This window comes from Streptomyces sp. NPDC026377 (genome assembly GCF_055567715.1).
This window is the reverse complement of the sequence record NZ_JBVHPV010000030.1, coordinates 1-17,741: the sequence shown is the minus strand read 5'-3', so window position 1 is coordinate 17,741 and position 17,741 is coordinate 1. Positions and strand designations below refer to the sequence as shown.

The 17,741-nt window shown below is 72.0% G+C and carries 14 protein-coding genes; 6 read left to right on the top strand and 8 right to left on the bottom strand.

The window, feature by feature from the left end:
- Position 1 precedes the first annotated feature (1 nt).
- Positions 2-1,105 (bottom strand): uroporphyrinogen decarboxylase, encoded by a 1,104-nt coding sequence (gene hemE / locus ACZ4MU_RS33915; protein ID WP_467883383.1) that lies wholly within the window; start codon positions 1,103-1,105, stop codon positions 2-4.
- 91 nt (positions 1,106-1,196) lie between these two features.
- Between hemE and ACZ4MU_RS33910 the strand changes: the two genes are divergently transcribed.
- From ACZ4MU_RS33910 to ACZ4MU_RS33890, 5 genes are all read left to right on the top strand, one after another.
- Positions 1,197-1,841, top strand: a complete 645-nt coding sequence (locus tag ACZ4MU_RS33910; protein WP_467883382.1) for a DUF3000 domain-containing protein — start codon at positions 1,197-1,199, stop codon at positions 1,839-1,841.
- 397 nt (positions 1,842-2,238) lie between these two features.
- A complete protein-coding gene (locus tag ACZ4MU_RS33905; protein ID WP_067165591.1) occupies positions 2,239-2,901 on the top strand; it encodes a helix-turn-helix transcriptional regulator in 663 nt (220 codons plus the stop codon).
- A 113-nt stretch (positions 2,902-3,014) separates the two neighbouring features.
- Positions 3,015-4,298 (top strand): HRDC domain-containing protein, encoded by a 1,284-nt coding sequence (locus tag ACZ4MU_RS33900; RefSeq protein WP_467883381.1) that lies wholly within the window; start codon positions 3,015-3,017, stop codon positions 4,296-4,298.
- A gap of 210 nt (positions 4,299-4,508) precedes the next feature.
- Positions 4,509-5,735, top strand: a complete 1,227-nt coding sequence (locus ACZ4MU_RS33895) for a thiolase family protein (RefSeq protein WP_467883380.1) — start codon at positions 4,509-4,511, stop codon at positions 5,733-5,735.
- Positions 5,732-7,861, top strand: a complete 2,130-nt coding sequence (locus ACZ4MU_RS33890; RefSeq protein ID WP_467883379.1) for a 3-hydroxyacyl-CoA dehydrogenase NAD-binding domain-containing protein — start codon at positions 5,732-5,734, stop codon at positions 7,859-7,861. Before ACZ4MU_RS33895 ends, ACZ4MU_RS33890 begins: the two co-directional genes overlap by 4 nt.
- Positions 7,862-7,947: 86 nt before the next feature.
- Here ACZ4MU_RS33890 and ACZ4MU_RS33885 read toward each other — a convergent pair whose 3' ends face one another.
- A complete protein-coding gene (locus ACZ4MU_RS33885; RefSeq protein ID WP_467883378.1) occupies positions 7,948-9,105 on the bottom strand; it encodes a PLL family lectin in 1,158 nt (385 codons plus the stop codon).
- Between the two features lie 159 nt (positions 9,106-9,264).
- Between ACZ4MU_RS33885 and ACZ4MU_RS33880 the strand changes: the two genes are divergently transcribed.
- Positions 9,265-9,669 (top strand): PIN domain-containing protein, encoded by a 405-nt coding sequence (locus ACZ4MU_RS33880; protein WP_467883377.1) that lies wholly within the window; start codon positions 9,265-9,267, stop codon positions 9,667-9,669.
- Here the strand turns inward: ACZ4MU_RS33880 and ACZ4MU_RS33875 are convergent.
- The 6 genes from ACZ4MU_RS33875 to ACZ4MU_RS33850 form a co-directional block, all read right to left on the bottom strand.
- On the bottom strand, positions 9,636-11,162 hold the full coding sequence (locus ACZ4MU_RS33875; protein ID WP_467883376.1) for an ArnT family glycosyltransferase: 1,527 nt from the start codon (positions 11,160-11,162) through the stop codon (positions 9,636-9,638). The two genes, ACZ4MU_RS33880 and ACZ4MU_RS33875, sit on opposite strands and share 34 nt — an antisense overlap.
- 83 nt (positions 11,163-11,245) lie before the next feature.
- Positions 11,246-12,721, bottom strand: a complete 1,476-nt coding sequence (locus tag ACZ4MU_RS33870) for an amino acid permease (RefSeq protein ID WP_467883375.1) — start codon at positions 12,719-12,721, stop codon at positions 11,246-11,248.
- 167 nt (positions 12,722-12,888) lie between these two features.
- Entirely contained in the window at positions 12,889-14,802 is a 1,914-nt protein-coding gene (gene dxs, locus ACZ4MU_RS33865) for a 1-deoxy-D-xylulose-5-phosphate synthase (RefSeq protein WP_467883405.1), read from the bottom strand.
- A 227-nt stretch (positions 14,803-15,029) separates the two neighbouring features.
- Positions 15,030-16,370, bottom strand: a complete 1,341-nt coding sequence (locus ACZ4MU_RS33860) for a sugar ABC transporter permease (protein ID WP_467883374.1) — start codon at positions 16,368-16,370, stop codon at positions 15,030-15,032.
- On the bottom strand, positions 16,367-17,155 hold the full coding sequence (locus tag ACZ4MU_RS33855; protein ID WP_190091470.1) for an ATP-binding cassette domain-containing protein: 789 nt from the start codon (positions 17,153-17,155) through the stop codon (positions 16,367-16,369). Before ACZ4MU_RS33855 ends, ACZ4MU_RS33860 begins: the two co-directional genes overlap by 4 nt.
- A 209-nt stretch (positions 17,156-17,364) precedes the next feature.
- Positions 17,365-17,741 (bottom strand): substrate-binding domain-containing protein (locus tag ACZ4MU_RS33850; protein WP_467883373.1); only part of this gene is annotated, 377 nt, incomplete at its 5' end.

The window sequence follows — 17,741 nt, the reverse complement described above, 5'->3', positions numbered from 1 at the left end:
CTCAGCGCTGGGTCCGCGTGTGGACGTAGTCCACCAGGCGCGTCAGCGCGTCCGGGTCGGTCGTCGGCAGGACGCCGTGGCCCAGGTTGAAGACGTGGCCCTCCAGACCCGCAGCCGCCTCCAGGACCTCGCGGGTCTTCTCCTCGACCGCCTCGGGCGTGGAGAAGAGGACCGCGGGGTCCAGGTTGCCCTGGAGCGCCTTGCCGGGGCCGACGCGGCGGGCGGCCTCGTCGAGCGGGACGCGCCAGTCGACGCCGACGACGTCCGCCCCGGCCTCGCCCAGCAGGCCGAGGAGCTCGCCGGTGCCCACGCCGAAGTGGATGCGCGGCACGCCGTACTTCTCGACCTCGCGGAACACCTTCGCGGACGCCGGCATCACCGAGCGGCGGTAGTCCGCGGGGGCCAGGGCGCCCACCCAGGAGTCGAAGAGCTGCACCGCGGAGGCGCCCGCCTCGATCTGGACCTTCAGGAAGGCGCCGGTGATGTCGGCGAGGCGGTCCAGGAGGTCGGCCCACAGCCGCGGGTCGCCGTACATGAGGGCCTTGGTGTGCTCGTGGTTGCGGGACGGGCCGCCCTCCACGAGGTAGCTCGCCAGGGTGAAGGGCGCGCCCGCGAAGCCGATCAGCGGCGTCCCGCCGAGCTCGGCGGTCAGCATGCCGATGGCCTCGGTGACGTAGTGCACGTCCTCGGGGGTGAGGTCGCGCAGCCGGTCGAGGTCCGCGCGCGTACGGATCGGTTCCGCTACGACCGGGCCGACGCCGGGCTTGATGTCGAGGTCGACGCCGATGGCCTTGAGCGGCACCACGATGTCGCTGAAGTAGATGGCCGCGTCCACCTTGTGGCGGCGCACCGGCTGGAGCGTGATCTCGGTGACCAGCTCGGGCCGCATGCACGACTCCAGCATCGGGATGCCCTCGCGCACCTTCAGGTACTCGGGCAGCGAGCGCCCCGCCTGCCGCATGAACCAGACCGGCGTGTGCGGAACCGGCTCCCGGCGGCACGCCTTCAGGAAGGCGGAGTCGTACGTCTGCGTCGGCGGGCCCGCGAGCGGGGTCTCCCCCGCCCGAGCGGAGTCGAGGGCTTGGGGGTGTGCGTTGGCGTTCACGCCCCAAATCTTCGCACGTGGCCACAAGCCGTCGGCCGGGCCCGGGTGTCCCTACCGGCGCCGGGCGCCCGTTCCGCCTAGTCTTCCCCGCATGGCTGCCGCTCAGGGACGAACTTCGGATGGCGCCGGCGGCACGGACAGCGCGGACGGCAGGACCGTTCCGCTCGTCTTCCGCCAGGCGGTCGACGGGCTGCGGGGCGCACGGCTGCGCCCCGAGATCGAGGTCGACCCGACCCGTCCGCCGCAGCGTCTGGCGCCGCACGCGTACGCGCTGGAGGCCGCGGTCGTCGACAACGACCAGGACCTCGCGGACGGCCGTCTGGTGCTGCTGCACGACCCGGCCGGGCACGACGCCTGGCAGGGGACGTTCCGCCTGGTCACGCTGGTGCGGGCGGAGCTGGAGCCGGAGATGGCGGCGGACCCGCTGCTGCCGGAGGTCTGCTGGTCGTGGCTGACGGGCGCCCTGGAGGCGCGGGGGCTGTCGTACGGGGAGGCGAGCGGGACCGTGACGCGGGCCGGCTCGTACTACTTCGGCGGCCTCTCGCAGCGCCTGCCCGCCACGCAGATCGAGATCCGGGCCTCCTGGACGCCCCGGGAGGGCCACGGGGGCGTGCCGGACGCGGCGGCGCACCTCGCGGCCTGGTGCGATCTGCTGTGCCAGGTGGCCGGGCTGCCGCCGGTCGCGTCCTCGGACGCGGGTGTCGTCTCGCTGCCCCAGCGGCGGGACCCCCGCTAGGCGCTGCGCTGTGCCGCCCGGTCTTCGTCTGCGGGTGCGTGGCGGGTTGCCCGCGCAGTTCCCCGCGCCCCTGAAAGGCCGCCGCGCGGCATCCCCGGGGCGCCCCGGAAGGGCGCTTCCAGGGGCGCGGGGAACTGCGCGACCAGCCGACCACCGGCCCGCAGACGACCACCGGCCCATGAGCAACCCGCCACCGGCCCGCGGACAAAGGCCGGGCAGCCACTCCCCCATCGATCGCCTGTCCTAATTGCCCTAAATGTTTCTCACCAAATCGTGATCATTCCCTAAAGGCGGACCGGCAGGCTGCCGAAGAGGTCAGTGACCCTATCTGCACGGTTCGCCCCGGCTTCATCCCCGAGCCGGCTCCCGTCCCCCACCCTTCCCCCCAGGAGGCCTGGTGTCCGTTCTCCTTGAGCAGCCCGCAAGCCTGGTCGCCTACCGCCCGAACAAGCCGACGGCCATGGTCGTCGTCGCCGACCCCCGAGTCCGCTCCACGGTCACGCGCCATCTGTGGGCTCTCGGAGTACGGGACGTCATCGAGGCGTCGTCCATCGCGGAGGCACGTCCCCGCGTCGGCAACCCGCGCGACATCTGCGTTGCCGACGTCCATCTGCCCGACGGTTCCGGGCTCACCCTGCTGTCCGAGACCCGCGCGGCGGGCTGGCCCAACGGTCTGGCCCTGTCGGCCGCCGACGACATCGGCGCCGTGCGCAACGCCCTCGCGGGCGGCGTGAAGGGCTATGTCGTCACCGGCACGCGGACGAACATCGGCCACCCCACCCGTCCCGGCGCCGCACCCATCGGCGCCGCGGCCGCCCGTATGCACCGCCGCCCCCCGGGTTCCCCGAGCCACCCGGGTGGCTACCGCGAGCTCTCCGGGCGCGAGGTCGAGGTGCTGCGGCTGGTCGCCGAGGGCCAGTCCAACAAGGCGATCGGCGTGTCCATGGGACTCTCCGCGCTGACCGTGAAGAGCCACCTCGCCCGGATCGCGCGCAAGCTCGGCACGGGCGACAGAGCCGGCATGGTGGCCGTCGCGCTGCGTACCGGAATCATCCACTGACCCATGCGTCCCGGGGGGCATGCTCCCCCCACAAGGCACCGTGCGCCCCTCGCGCGCCCGTCGGCGGAACGTTCCGTCGACGGGCGCGGCGTATACCCAAGTACCCTTGACAGGTGACCGACGCCCAAAAGACCGCAGCAGAGACAGCACTGCGAACCACCGGGGGCGCCCCCCCGGACGACGACGTCCCGGTCGATGGGCAGCCGACTCCCCTGCTGGAGCCGCGTGACGGCGTTCCGCCCGTCGTAGCCACCGACGAGGCGCTCGCCGAAGTCGTCGCCGCGTTCGCGGCCGGTACCGGCCCGGTGGCCGTGGACGCCGAGCGCGCCTCGGGCTACCGCTACGGCCAGCGCGCCTACCTCGTGCAGCTCCGCCGTGAGGGCGCGGGCACCGCGCTCGTCGACCCGGTGGGCTGCCCCGACCTTTCCTCGCTCGGCGACGCCCTCGCCGACACCGAGTGGATCCTGCACGCCGCCACCCAGGACCTGCCGTGCCTGCGCGAAATAGGCATGACCCCCTCCCGGCTCTTCGACACGGAGCTCGCCGGGCGCCTCGCGGGCTTTCCGCGCGTGGGCCTGGGCGCGATGGTCGAGAGCGTCCTCGGCTACGCCCTGGAGAAGGGCCACTCCGCGGTCGACTGGTCGACCCGCCCGCTGCCCGAACCCTGGCTGCGGTACGCGGCCCTGGACGTGGAGCTGCTCGTCGACCTGCGGGACGCGCTGGAGAAGGAGCTCGACCGGCAGGGCAAGCTGGACTGGGCCCACCAGGAGTTCGAGGCGATCGCGGCGGCCCCGCCCGCCCCGCCGCGCAAGGAGCCCTGGCGGCGCACCTCGGGGATGCACAAGGTCCGCCGGCGCCGTCAGATGGCCGCCGTGCGCGAGCTGTGGACCGCCCGCGACAAGGTCGCCCAGCGCCGTGACGTCTCGCCGGGCAAGGTGCTCAGCGACTCCGCGATCATCGAGGCGTCGCTGGCGCTGCCGCTCGACGTGCAGGCGCTGATGGCGCTGCCCGGGTTCGGCCACCGGATGGGGCGGCGCCAGCTGGAGCAGTGGCAGGCCGCCGTCGACCGGGCGCGGGCCCTGCCCGAGTCCGGCCTCCCGCAGCCCGGCCAGCAGGTCGCGGGCCCCCCGCCGCCGCGCTCGTGGGCCGACAAGGACCCCGCCGCCGCGGCGCGCCTCTCGGCGGCCCGCGCGGCGGTGTCGGAGCTGGCCGAGCGGCTGAACATGCCGCAGGAGAACCTGATCACCCCGGACACGGTCCGCCGGGTGTGCTGGGAGCCCCCGGGCGACCGCTCCGAGGCGGCGGTGGCCGAGGCGCTGACCGCGTACGGCGCCCGCCGCTGGCAGGTCGAGCAGGTGACGCCGCTGCTGGCGGGGGCGCTGGCCGCCAACGCCTGAGCCGCGCGAACCGCTCCCGTACCCCCTGACGACCGTCGGTCATCAGGGGGTACGGCCATGACAGGGGGCCGATGGAGTGTGACCTTCGCCGCTCCTGTCGTCGGGGCTGGGCAGTTTGGTTACCCGCAAGTAGCATGGCGGGGTGAGCGCGCGCTCAGGCGTGTGCGTCACGCGCAGCAGTGCCATCCCGCACCCTGGAGGAGAGCCATCGTGCCTCGTACCGTCAGGGACGTCGTCTTCGTCGACGGCGTCCGCACCCCGTTCGGCAAGGCGGGCCCGAAGGGCATCTACCACGAGACCCGGGCCGACGATCTCGTCGTCAAGGCGATCCGGGAGCTGCTGCGCCGCAACCCGGCCCTCGACCCCAAGAAGATCGACGAGGTCGCCATCGCCGCGACCACGCAGATCGGTGACCAGGGTCTGACCCTGGGCCGCACGGCCGGCATCCTCGCGGGTCTGCCGCAGTCCGTGCCGGGCTACTCCATCGACCGTATGTGCGCCGGCGCGCTGACCGCCGTCACCTCGGTCGCCGGCTCCATCGCCTTCGGCGCCTACGACGCCGTCATCGCCGGCGGTGTCGAGCACATGGGCCGCCACCCCATGGGCGAGGGCGTCGACCCCAACCCGCGGTTCGTGAGCGAGAAGCTCGTCGACGAGTCGGCCCTGTTCATGGGCATGACCGCCGAGAACCTGCACGACCGCTACCCGCACATCACCAAGCGGCGCGCCGACGAGTACGCCGTGCGCTCGCAGGAGAAGGCGGCCAAGGCGTACGCCAACGGGAAGATCCAGCAGGACCTCGTCCCGATCTCGGTGCGCAACACCAACGCCGAGGTCGGCGAGACCGGCTGGGGGCTGGTCACCGCCGACGAGCCGATGCGCCCGGGCACCACGCTGGAGAGCCTGGCGAACCTGAAGACGCCGTTCCGCGTCCACGGCAACGTCACCGCGGGCAACGCGGCCGGCCTCAACGACGGCGCCACCGCGTCGATCATCGCGTCGGAGGAGTTCGCGCGCGAGAACGGCCTGCCGGTCAAGATGCGCCTGGTCTCCTACGCCTTCGCGGGCGTGGAGCCCGAGGTCATGGGCTACGGCCCGATCCCGGCGACCGAGAAGGCGCTGGCCAAGGCCGGTCTGTCGATCGAGGACATCAACCTCTTCGAGATCAACGAGGCGTTCGCCGTGCAGGTCCTGGCGTTCCTGGACCACTACGGCATCGCCGACGACGACGCCCGCGTCAACCAGTACGGCGGCGCCATCGCGTTCGGCCACCCGCTCGCCTCCTCCGGCGTACGCCTGATGACGCAGCTGGCGCGGCAGTTCGAGGAGCAGCCGGAGGTCCGCTACGGCCTCACCACCATGTGCGTCGGCTTCGGCATGGGCGCCACGGTCATCTGGGAGAACCCGCACCACAAGGACGCCGGAGGCAGCAAGTGAGCACCACCGCTGAGCTTTTGAAGGGTGCGGCCGAGCTGTTCCCGGACGAGGTCGTCACCTCGGCGCACGTGCGCCACCTCGACCTGCCGTTCGGCGCGGGCCGGTTCGCGCTGATCACGCTGGACAACGGCTTCGACCACACCAAGCCGACCACCTTCGGCCCCGGCTCGCTGGCGAACCTCAACGCCGCCATCGACCAGGTGGAGAAGGAGGCGGCCGAGGGCACCATCGTCGGCGTCGGTGTCACCGGCAAGCCGTTCATCTTCGCGGTCGGCGCCGACCTCAAGGGCGTCGAGCTGCTGAAGAAGCACGAGGACGCGCTGGCCATCGGCAAGGGCGGCCACGAGGTCTTCAAGCGCCTCGCCGCGCTGGCCGTGCCGACCTTCGCGTACTACAACGGCGCGGCCATGGGCGGCGGTGTCGAGGTCGGTCTGCACTGCACCTACCGCACCGTCTCCAAGGCGCTGCCGGCCTTCTCGCTGCCCGAGGTCTTCCTCGGTCTGGTCCCGGGCTGGGGCGGCTGCACGCTGCTCCCCAACCTGATCGGCGCGGAGAACGCCGTGACGGTGATCATCGAGAACTCGCTCAACCAGAACCGCCAGCTCAAGGGCAAGCAGGTCTTCGACCTCGGCATCGCGGACGCGATCTTCGAGGGCGCGGACTTCCTGGAGCAGTCGCTGATCTGGACCGCGAACGTCCTCAAGGGCGACGTCACGGTCGAGCGCCCCGAGATCGACCGCGGCGAGGCCTGGGACCAGGCCGTCGCCAAGGGCCGGTTCATCGCCGACTCCAAGGTGCACGGCGCGGCCCCGGCCGCCTACCGCGCGCTCGACATCATCGAGGCGGCCAAGGACGGTGACCTCCAGGCCGGTTACGACGCCGAGGACAAGGCGCTCGCCGACCTGATCATGGGCGGCGAGCTCCGCTCCGGCATCTACGCCTTCAACCTGGTGCAGAAGCGCGCCAAGCGTCCGGCGGGCGCGCCCGACAAGTCGCTGGCGCGTCCGGTCACCAAGGTCGGCGTGGTGGGCGCGGGCCTGATGGCCTCGCAGCTCGCGCTGCTGTTCCTGCGCCGCCTGGAGGTGCCGGTCGTGCTGACCGACATCGACCAGGAGCGCGTCGACAAGGGCGTGGGCTACGTCCACGCCGAGATCGACAAGCTGCTCGCCAAGTCCCGTATCAACCAGGACAAGGCCAACCGCCTCAAGGGCCTGGTCTCCGGTGTGCTGGACAAGGCCGAGGGCTTCTCCGACGCCGACTTCATCATCGAGGCCGTCTTCGAGGAGATCGGCGTCAAGCAGCAGGTGTTCGCGGAGGTCGAGGCGGTCGCCCCGGCGCACGCGATCCTCGCCACCAACACCTCCTCGCTGTCGGTCTCCGAGATGGCGTCGAAGCTGAAGCACCCCGAGCGGGTCGTCGGCTTCCACTTCTTCAACCCGGTCGCGATCCTGCCGCTCCTGGAGATCGTGCGCGGCGAGCAGACCGACGACGCGGCGCTGGCCACGGCGTTCGGTGTCGCCAAGAAGCTGAAGAAGACCGCGGTCCTGGTGAAGGACGCCCCGGCGTTCGTCGTCAACCGCATCCTGACCCGCTTCATGGGCGAGATCCAGAACGTCATCGACGAGGGCACCCCGGTCGAGGTCGCCGAGAAGGCGGTCGAGCCGCTGGGTCTGCCGATGTCGCCGCTGGTCCTGCTGGAGCTGGTCGGACCGGCCATCGGTCTGCACGTCTCGGAGACGCTCAACCGCGCCTTCCCGGACCGCTTCACGGTCTCCCCGAACCTCGCGGCGGTCGTCAAGGCGGGCAAGCGCGGCTTCTACGTCCACGATTCCGGCAAGCCGGAGCTGGACCCCGAGGTCGTGGCGCTGCTCAAGCAGGGCGACTCGGTCCTCACCGAGGAGCAGACCCGCGACCGCGTCCTGGACGCGGTGGCGCAGGAGATCGGTCTGATGCTCCAGGAGGGTGTCGTGGCCGAGGCCCAGGACATCGACCTCTGCCTCATCACCGGCGCCGGCTGGCCCTTCCACCTGGGCGGCATCACGCCGTACCTGGACCGTGAGGGCGTCTCGGAGCGGGTGAACGGCAAGACGTTCCTCGCGCAGGGCGTGGCGAGCGTCCCGGCGTAACGCTCCCCGCACAGCACACAGAAGGCCCCCCGCAGCCGCGGGGGGCCTTCTGGCTGTTCCGGGTCGGGCGGCGGGCCGACGGGCCGTCAGACGACCGTCCAGGGCTCCAGGGCCAGGCCCGGCTCGGTGGTCTTCTGCCGGGTGACGCGCAGCCGTCCGTCGGTGCCGAAGGCGGCGAGGACGACGCGCCCCGCCGCGTCGGTGGCGAGCGCGGGCACCCCGGCGCACACCTCGCCCGTGGAGGCCCACACCGCGCCGGCCGACTCGGCCTCCGTGGGGTAGGCGGCGAGGGCCGGGCGGCCGTCGGGGCCGCGCATGGCCATCAGGGTGCAGTCGTGCCCGTCGACGGGCGTACGCAGCACGGCGAGCGGGCCGTTGGAGGCGCCGCCCAGCGCCACGGCCGGGAGGTCCTCGCGGAAGGCACGGACGTCGCCGTCCTCGGACTCGCGCCAGAAGAAGGTGGTCCGGCCCTCGCCGGTGTGCTGGGCGCTCACCGACCCGTTCACCACCTGGAGCTTGAGGTCGGGCACCTGCTCGAACTCGTTGGCGCCCGGGGCGCGCCGCCAGCGCATCACCCCGCGCCGGGCCGGGGCCAGCACCTCGATCAGGCCCTCGTCGGCCGTGCTCGCGCAGATCGTGCCGTACGAGCCGGAGCCCTTGAGGTCCTTCCAGTTGCCCCACTTGCCGGAGGACAGCTGGCCGCGGGCGCAGACCCCGCCGCCCGCGTTGCGGAGGAAGACCCACAGGTTGTCGGCGGAGTCGACGACGGCGGCCGGGTGGCCGACCTCGGCGGCCTTCTCCTGGTCGCGGTAGGGGGTGCCGAGCGGATACCAGTCCTTGACCGGGCGGCCCGACTGGTACTGGATGGCGTGCACGACGTCCGTCCTGGCCTCGCCCGCGGGTGTCGTGGTGCGGCGCAGCGCGACCAGGTGCACATAGCCGTCGGCGCCCTGGGCGACGGTCAGGCGCGGGTCGAGTCCGGCCGCCGGGGCGACCGGTTCGGGGCCGCTCCACTCGGGGCCGCCGGGGTGCGTCTCGGTCCAGCGGAGCACACCGCCCGCGGTCGGCGCGTACGCGGTCAGCCGGCCGTCCTTGCCGCGCAGCAGCCAGCCGGTGACGGCCGGGGAGCCGTCGGGCAGGGCGGGGGCCGGGACGGGGCCGGGCGAGGTGACGGAGGCGGCGGCGGGCGTCTCGCGCTCCGGGCCGGCCTGCCCCTTCGAGGTACGCGCAGGCTTGAACGCCATGGCTCACCGACCACCTTTCCCTACCAGATCCGCGATGAGCGGCCGGATGCGACACACCATGAGACCCAGCGACAATAACACTCGGCCCAGGACCCGGATTTCATCGGATTTCCCCGTTCCGACGTGCGATTTTCCCGCGCCTCGTGGCACCCTGCCGGGATGGGTACGACCTCGCTGGTGATCGTGGACGCGGCCAATGTGGTGGGCTCGGTCCCGGACGGCTGGTGGCGCGACCGGCGCGGCGCCGCGGAGCGGCTGCGCGACCGTCTGGCGGGCTACGCCGAGAGCGGTCTGCCGGGTCTTCCGGGCCCCGTCGAGCTGGTCCTGGTGGTCGAGGGCGCGGCCCGCGGGGTGGAGCCGGTGGCGGGGGTACGGGTGGAGTCGGCGTCCGGCAGCGGTGACGACCGGATCGTGGAGCTGGCCGCCGGGCGCGCCCCGGACCGGCCCTGCCTGGTGGTGACGGCCGACCGCGAGCTGCGCCGCCGGGTGGAGGCGCACGGGGCGCGCTGCGTGGGTCCGCGGGCGGTGCGTCACCCGGCCGGGGAGGCGGAGGGCGCGGACTGAGCGCGTACGTACAGCACGGCCCCGTCGACCGTCCCGGCCAGCGGCTCGTAGTGGGCGGCCAGCAGGCGGCGCAGGCTGGGGAGGCGTTCGGGGGCGTACGGCTCGCCCCGGGAGTCGTCGACGATCAGCACCGGCGGCCGCACGGCCAGCTCGGCGCGGAAGACCGGCCAGGAGCCCGCCACCCCGTACCTCTCGCCCACCTGGGGGCCGTCGCGGCCGCCGCTGTAGTTGGTGAGCAGCCCGGCGGTCAGATAGCGGGTGGCGGGGGCGCGGCCCGCGAGCCAGTACGTCTCGGGGTGTATCCCCCACACCAGGACCGGGTCGTCCGGCGCCGAGCGCGCGCGTACGGCCGCGGCCAGGCGCTCGGCGTGGGCCAGTTCGGGGCGCGGGGCGAGCAGGCCCCAGGTCAGGAAGAGCGCGCAGGCGCAGGCGGAGGCGAGGAGCGCGGCCGTGAGCCGCTGCGGCGGGAGGATCTGCAGGGCGGTGGCGGCCAGCAGCACCAGCGGCGGGACGAGCTGGAGGTAGTAGTGGCCGAAGAAGTGGAAGCCGGCCAGGACCGCCCCGGCCGAGGAGGCGAGCCACAGCCAGACGTCGGCGGCGCCGGTGCGGGCGATCCGCAGCACCCGCACCACCGGCGGGACCAGTCCGGCGCAGGCCAGCGCGAGCAGCGCGGTGTTGGCGAGGCCCCGGGCCAGGACGTGGAGCTCGGAGCCGGTGAAGGAGGCGTAGGCGCCGGAGCCGGTGACCGTCCAGAACAGGAACCGGGCCGGGCCGGTGAGCAGCGCCCCGAGCAGGACCGGGCCGCACAGCCCCGCACCGGTGCGCAGCAGCGCGGCGCGGCGGGGTGCGGCCGTGCGCCACAGCAGCCAGAGCACGGGGACGAGCGCCGCGCCGCCGGTCTGCTTGGTGAGGAAGGCCCCCGCGACGGCGAGCCCGGCGCGGGCCCACTGGCCCCGGTCGGCGCAGCGTACGGCCGCGACCGTGAACGGCAGCATGAAGACCTCGAACGTGGCCGCCTGGGTGTCCTCGGGGTTGAGGCCGATGGAGACGAGCAGGTGGAGCACGCCCGCGGCGCGGCCCGCCCGGTCGCCCCAGCGGCGGCGGGCGGTGGAGGCGAGGAGGACGGCGGTGAGCAGCTGGGCGCCGACCGCCGCGACCCGCAGGGGGCCCAGCGAGGTGTCGCCGAACACCGCGAAGGCGGCCTCGTACAGCCAGGGCAGCAGCGGGGGCTTGCGGTCGACGACCGTGTCGTACAGCGCTCCCCCGGCGGCGAGCTGGCGGGCCTGGACGGCGAGGTAGCCCTCGTCGGGGTTCCACAGGGAGTGCCGGAAGGAGGGCAGCCGGGTCAGGACGGCGAGGGCGGCGAGCGCGGGCAGCAGCCGTGTCCAGTACCCGGCGCGGCGGCCGGGCACCGGCTCCGCACGCGGCCGCGGCACCCGTGACGTACGTACGGAGTGTGACGGGGCGAGGGGGCCGGTGGGCGTACGGTGCACGGGGTGCACGCTATCCGGCCCCACAGTTCCCGCTGAAGCGGGACATACGGGGCCGGGCGATCAACTCCGGGAACCGGCAGTCGTCACTCTGCGTTGATACGGCTGTGGGAGCGCCCGTACAGGAAGTAGACGACGAAGCCGATCACCATCCAGATCCCGAACCGCAGCCAGGTCTCGGCCGGTAGGTTGAGCATCAGCCACAGCGAGGCCGCCACCGACAGGATCGGCACCCAGGGCACCAGCGGGGTGCGGAAGGCGCGGTGCAGGTCGGGCCGGGTGCGCCGCAGGATGATCACGCTGATCGCGACGACGACGAAGGCGAAGAGGGTGCCGATGTTGACCAGTTCGGCGAGCTCACTGAGGCTGGTGAACCCCGCGAGGACGGCGATGATCACGCCGAGCAGGATGGTCGGGCGGTGCGGGGTGCGGTAGCGGGGGTGGACGCGGGAGAAGAAGCGGGGCAGCAGCCCGTCCCGGCTCATCGCGAAGAACACCCGGGTCTGGCCGAGCAGCAGGATCATGCAGACCGTGGTGAGGCCGACGGCGGCGCCGAAGCTGATGACGCCCGCGTAGAAGGGGTGGCCGGTGGCCTTGAAGGCGTCCGCGAGCGGGGCGTCGATGGAGAGCCGGCTGTAGTGCTGCATACCGGTGACGACGATGGAGACGGCGACGTACAGCGCGGTGCAGATGAAGAGCGAGCCGAGGATGCCGCGCGGCATGTCCCGCTGCGGGTTCTTGGTCTCCTCGGCGGCGGTCGCCACGATGTCGAAGCCGATGAAGGCGAAGAAGACGACGGAGGCGGCGGTGAAGATGCCCATCACACCGAAGTTGGTGGGCGCGTACCCCGACATCAGCTCGATCAGCGGCGCCTGGAGGTTGCCCCCCGCCTCCTGCGGCTGGGCCTTGGGGACGAAGGGCTTGTAGTTGTCGGCCTTGATGAAGAACGCGCCCGCGATGATCACGATCAGGACGACGGTGACCTTGATGGCCACGACGACCGAGGTGACGCGCGCGGAGAGCTTCATGCCGAAGACCAGGATGGCGGTCAGCACCAGGACCAGGACGGCGGCGAGGATGTCGAAGCCGAAGCCGTCGGCGCCCTCGCGCCCGGAGAGCGCCTCCGGCAGGTGCCAGCCCGCGTTGTCCATCAGCGAGCGGACGTACCCCGACCAGCCGACGGCGACCACGGCGGTGCCGAGGGCGAATTCGAGGACCAGGTCCCACCCGATGGTCCAGGCGGGCAGCTCGCCGAGCGAGGCGTACGAGAACGTGTACGCGGACCCGGCCACCGGGACCGTGGAGGCGAACTCGGCGTAGCACAGCGCCGCCAGCGCGCAGACGACACCGGCCGCCACGAACGCGAGGGCGACCGCGGGGCCCGCGTTCTCCTTGGCGACCTTGCCGGTGAGGACGAAGATGCCGGTGCCGATGATGACACCGACACCGAAGACCGTCAGATCCAGTACCGACAGCGACTTCTTGAGTGCGTGTTCCGGTTCCTCCGTGTCCGCGATGGACTTCTCAATCGATTTGGTCCTGAACAGACCGGTACCAGCCACCTTGTGCACCTCCGCTAGCTCATGTCCCCGCCATGATCGGGACGTGGAGCGGTACGGGTACCGGGCGGCGGCCGTAATTCACGCGATTGGGCCGGTTCAACCACCCGTACAGGGCGATCGAACCGGCCCGTTGACCGGTGCCCGGCGACGGCCGGGTGCGCAAGGGGTCAGTCGCGCGCGGGCTCCACGGCGCTCGCGCTCTCCAGACCGCCGAGCTTGGCGACCAGGCCGGTGACCTGGCGCGCGATGTCGGGCGCGGTCAGCCCGATCTCGGCCATGACCTCCTTGCGGGAGGCGTGGTCGAGGAAGCGCGGCGGGATGCCGAAGTCGCGCAGCGGCACGTCCACCCCCGCGTCGCGCAGCGCCTGGGCGACGGCCGAGCCGACACCGCCGACGCGGCTGTTGTCCTCGACGGTGACGACGACCCGGTGGGTCTCGGCGAGCGGGGCCATCGCCTCGTCGACGGGCTTGACCCAGCGCGGGTCGACCACGGTCGTCGAAATGCCCTGGGCGTCGAGCAGATCGGCGATCTCCAGGCACATCGGGGCGAGCGCGCCCACCGAGACCAGGAGCACGTCGGGGCGCTCGGTGCCGGCCTCGCGCAGGACGTCCATGCCGCCGACCCGGCCCACCGCCTGGACGGCGGGGCCGACCGCGCCCTTGGAGAAGCGCACCACGGTCGGGGCGTCCTCGACCTCGACGGCCTCGCGCAGCTGCGCGCGCACCTGGTCGGCGTCGCGCGGGGCGGCGATCCTGAGGTCCGGGACGACCTGGAGGATCGACATGTCCCACATGCCGTTGTGCGAGGCCCCGTCGGTGCCGGTGACCCCGGCGCGGTCCAGCACGAACGTCACGCCGCACTTGTGCAGGGCCACATCCATCAGGACCTGGTCGAAGGCGCGGTTGAGGAAGGTGGCGTAGACGGCGAAGACCGGGTGCAGCCCGCCGGTGGCCAGGCCGGCGGCGGAGACCGCGGCGTGCTGCTCGGCGATCCCGACGTCGTAGACCCGCTCGGGGAAGGCCCGGGCGAACTTGTCGAGGCCGACCGGCTGAAGCATGGCCGCGGTGATCGCGACGATGTCCTCGCGCTCCTTGCCGAGCTCGACCATCTCCTCGCCGAAGACCGAGGTCCAGTCGAGACCCGAGGTGGAGACCGGCAGGCCGGTGTCCGGGTGGATCTTGCCCACGGCGTGGAAGCGGTCGGCCTCGTCCGCGAGGGCGGGCTGGTAGCCGCGGCCCTTCTCGGTGAGGCAGTGCACGATGACCGGGCCGCCGAAGCGCTTGGCACGCGTCAGCGCGGACTCCAGGGCCTCGATGTCGTGGCCGTCGATCGGGCCGACGTACTTCAGGCCCAGGTCCTCGAACATGCCCTGGGGGGCGATGAAGTCCTTGAGGCCCTTCTTGGCGCCGTGCAGCGTCTCGTAGAGCGGCCTGCCGACGACCGGGGTGCGCTCCAGGAGGTCCTTGCCCTTGGCCAGGAAGCGCTCGTAGCCGTCGGTGGTGCGCAAGGTGGCCAGGTGGTTGGCGAGGCCGCCGATGGTCGGCGCGTAGGAGCGCTCGTTGTCGTTGACGACGATGACCAGCGGGCGGTCCTTGGCGGCGGCGATGTTGTTCAGCGCCTCCCAGGCCATGCCGCCGGTCAGGGCGCCGTCGCCGATGACCGCGACGACGTGGTCGTCCCGCTTGAGGACCTCGTTGGCCTTGGCGAGGCCGTCGGCCCAGCCCAGCACGGTGGAGGCGTGGCTGTTCTCGATGACGTCGTGCTCGGACTCGGCCTGCGAGGGGTAGCCGGAGAGGCCGCCCTTCATCTTCAGCCTGGAGAAGTCCTGGCGTCCGGTGAGCAGCTTGTGCACATAGCTCTGGTGGCCGGTGTCCCACAGGACCTTGTCCCTGGGCGACTCGAAGACGCGGTGCAGAGCGATGGTGAGCTCCACGACACCCAGGTTGGGGCCGAGGTGCCCGCCGGTCTTGGAGACCGCGTCCACGAGAAAGGTCCGGATCTCAGCGGCCAGCTGGTCCAGCTGCTCCGGGCTGAGCCGGTCGAGATCGCGCGGTCCCCTGATACGGGTAAGCAGCGGCACCCGTGCCTCCTTGCATCCGTGCTGGTCGAGCATGCCGATTTGGCCGAGTCTAATGTTCCGTCCGCGACGGCGGTCATCGGGCGGTGCGTTCGACGCCACCCGTATGGCTGACATCCGCGCCCGCGCACAGCTGTGCCCGGCGCCGCGAGGGGCGCCGGGCACGTCCGTGGTCCGTCTGTGGCGTCCCCCCTTGCGCCGCAAGGGCCAGGGGGGACGCGGGCCGCCGGTCAGGCGCGACCGGCGGACTTCTGGGTCTTGCGGGTCACCGCGTCGATCACGACGGTCGCGAGCAGTACGCCACCCGTGATCATGTACTGGATCGGCGAGGCGATGCCCTGAAGGGCCAGGCCGTACTGGATCGACGTGATCACCAGCACACCGAGCAGCGCGTTCCAGGTGCGACCGCGGCCGCCGAAGAGGCTGGTGCCGCCGATGACGGCCGCCGCGATGGCGTTCATCAGGAGCTCGCCGCTGCCCGCGCCCTGGTTGGCCGCGGTGATCTTCGAGGCGAGGAAGAGGCCGCCGATGGCCGCGAAGGTGCCGGAGATCGCGTAGATCGAGGTGCGGATCATCACGACGTTGATGCCGGCGCGGCGGGAGGCCTCGATGGAGCCGCCGAGCGCGAAGACCTTGCGGCCGTACGCGGTGCGCCGGAGCACGAAGTCGGTGAGGACCAGGACCGCCAGGAAGAGCACCACCGCGAGCGGGAGGCCCTTGTACTGGTTGTAGACGGCGGCGGCGCCGACGGCCGGGACGGCGAGCAGCACCGTGCGCAGCACGATCTCGCTGAGCGGGCGCGAGGGCACCCCGGCGGCCTCGCGGCGCCGGCTGTCCAGGAGCGAGGTGAGGAAGAAGGCCGCCACCGCGACCGCGGCCAGGCCGTAGGCGGCCGCCACATCGGTGAAGTAGTAGCTGGTCAGCTTGGCGACCAGGCCCTCGGAGTCCAGGTTGATCGTGCCGTTGCTGCCCAGGATCTGGAGCATGAAGCCGTTCCAGAAGAGCAGACCGGCCAGGGTCACGGCGAACGCGGGGACGCCGATCCTGGCGAAGACGAAGCCGTGGATGGCGCCGGCGACCGTGCCGGTGAGGACCGCCAGGACCAGGGCCAGCCACTCGGCCATGCCGTGGGTGACGTTGAGCACCGCGAAGGTGGCGCCCGCGACACCGCTGACCGAGCCGACCGAGAGGTCGATCTCGCCGAGCAGCAGGACGAAGACGATGCCGGTCGCGATCATGCCGGTGCCGACCATCGCGACCGAGATGTCGGAGAGGTTGCCGGCGGTCAGGAAGTTCGAGTTCAGGCTCTGGAAGATCGCCATGATGACGATCAGGCCGACGACGACCGGCAGCGACCCGAGGTCGCCCGCCTTCATCTTGCGCTTGAACTCGGACACGTAACCGGCGAAGCCCTGCTCGCGCACGAGCAGGCGCGGGTCGACGGCGGTGACCGCCTCACCCGCGGCCGGGGGCGCGTCCACGGGGGCCTCGTGCGGCTTGTCGAGGTGGATGGGGGCGGTCGGGTCCACCGCCTCGGCCTTGTCCACGGGGGAGGTCTTGTCGGTGCTCACTTCTGAACCTCCGCGTTGCGCGCCGCACGGCGGGTCACGGCGTTGTCCGTGGCGCCGGTGATGGCGGAGATGATCTCTTCCTGCGAGGTGGTCTTGACGTCGAAGACGCCGTTGTTGCGGCCCAGGCGCAGTACGGCGACCTTGTCCGCGACGGCCTTCACGTCGGCCATGTTGTGGCTGATGAGGATGACGGCGTGACCGCGCTCGCGCAGCCGCTCGACCAGGTCGAGGACCTGCGCGGTCTGCTCGACGCCGAGGGCCGCGGTCGGCTCGTCGAGGATGACGAGCTTGGGCTCGCCCAGCATCGAGCGGGCGATGGCGACCGTCTGGCGCTGGCCGCCGGAGAGCGACGCGATCGGGATGCGGACGCTCGGGATGCGGATCGAGAGCGTGGTCAGCAGCTCGCGCGAGCGGCGCTCCATCTCGACCTCGTCGAGGATGCCGCGCTTGCGCAGCTCCCGGCCGAGGTAGAGGTTGCCGACGACGTCGATGTTGTCGCAGAGCGCGAGGTCCTGGTAGACGGTCGCGATGCCGAGCGCCTGGGCGTCGTGCGGCTTGTTGATCTGTACACCGCGGCCCTCCCACTCGATGACGCCGTCATCGATGGGGTGCACACCCGCGATCGTCTTGACCAGCGTGGACTTTCCGGCTCCGTTGTCGCCCACCAGGGCGACCACCTCACCGGCGTGGACCTCAAGCTCTACGTCGGTGAGCGCCTGAACGGCACCGAACCGCTTGGAGACCCCGCGCAACGCCAGCACGGGCGTAGCGGACACGTGAACCATCTCCTTCGCCGCCTGACCGGCGGGGATGCCGCGCCCGAGGAGAGGGGCGCGGAGGTTTGAGCAGAAGAGAACGAGGAGGAGAAGCGTTTCCGTCCGGCGCCCCGCCCGATAGCGGGGGCTGAGAAGGAGGGCGGGGCGCCGGAGGGGCTTCGGGGGCCGGGGCCCGCGTGCGGGAGGAGTCCTCGTACGCGGGGAGTCCCGGCGGGTGACTACTTCAGGCCGAGCGCGTCGCAGGCGGCCTTGTAGTTCGAGGTGCAGATCTCGTCGACCTTGTAGATGCCGTCCTTGATGACGGTGTCCTTGATGTTGTCCTTGGTCAGCGACACGACCGGGAGGATCACCGACGGGACGCCCTTGGTGGTCGGGCTGTCGACCTTGGACTTCGCGATCGAGTCCAGCTTCTCACCCTTGGCCAGCGCCACGGCCATCTCGGCCGCGATCGGGCCTTCCTGGACGTACGGCTTGTAGACGCTCATGAACTGCTCGCCCGCGACGATGCGCTGGACTCCGGCGAGTTCGGCGTCCTGGCCGGTGACGGGGGGAAGCTTGGAGAGACCGGCGGCCTTCAGGGCCGTGATGATGCCGC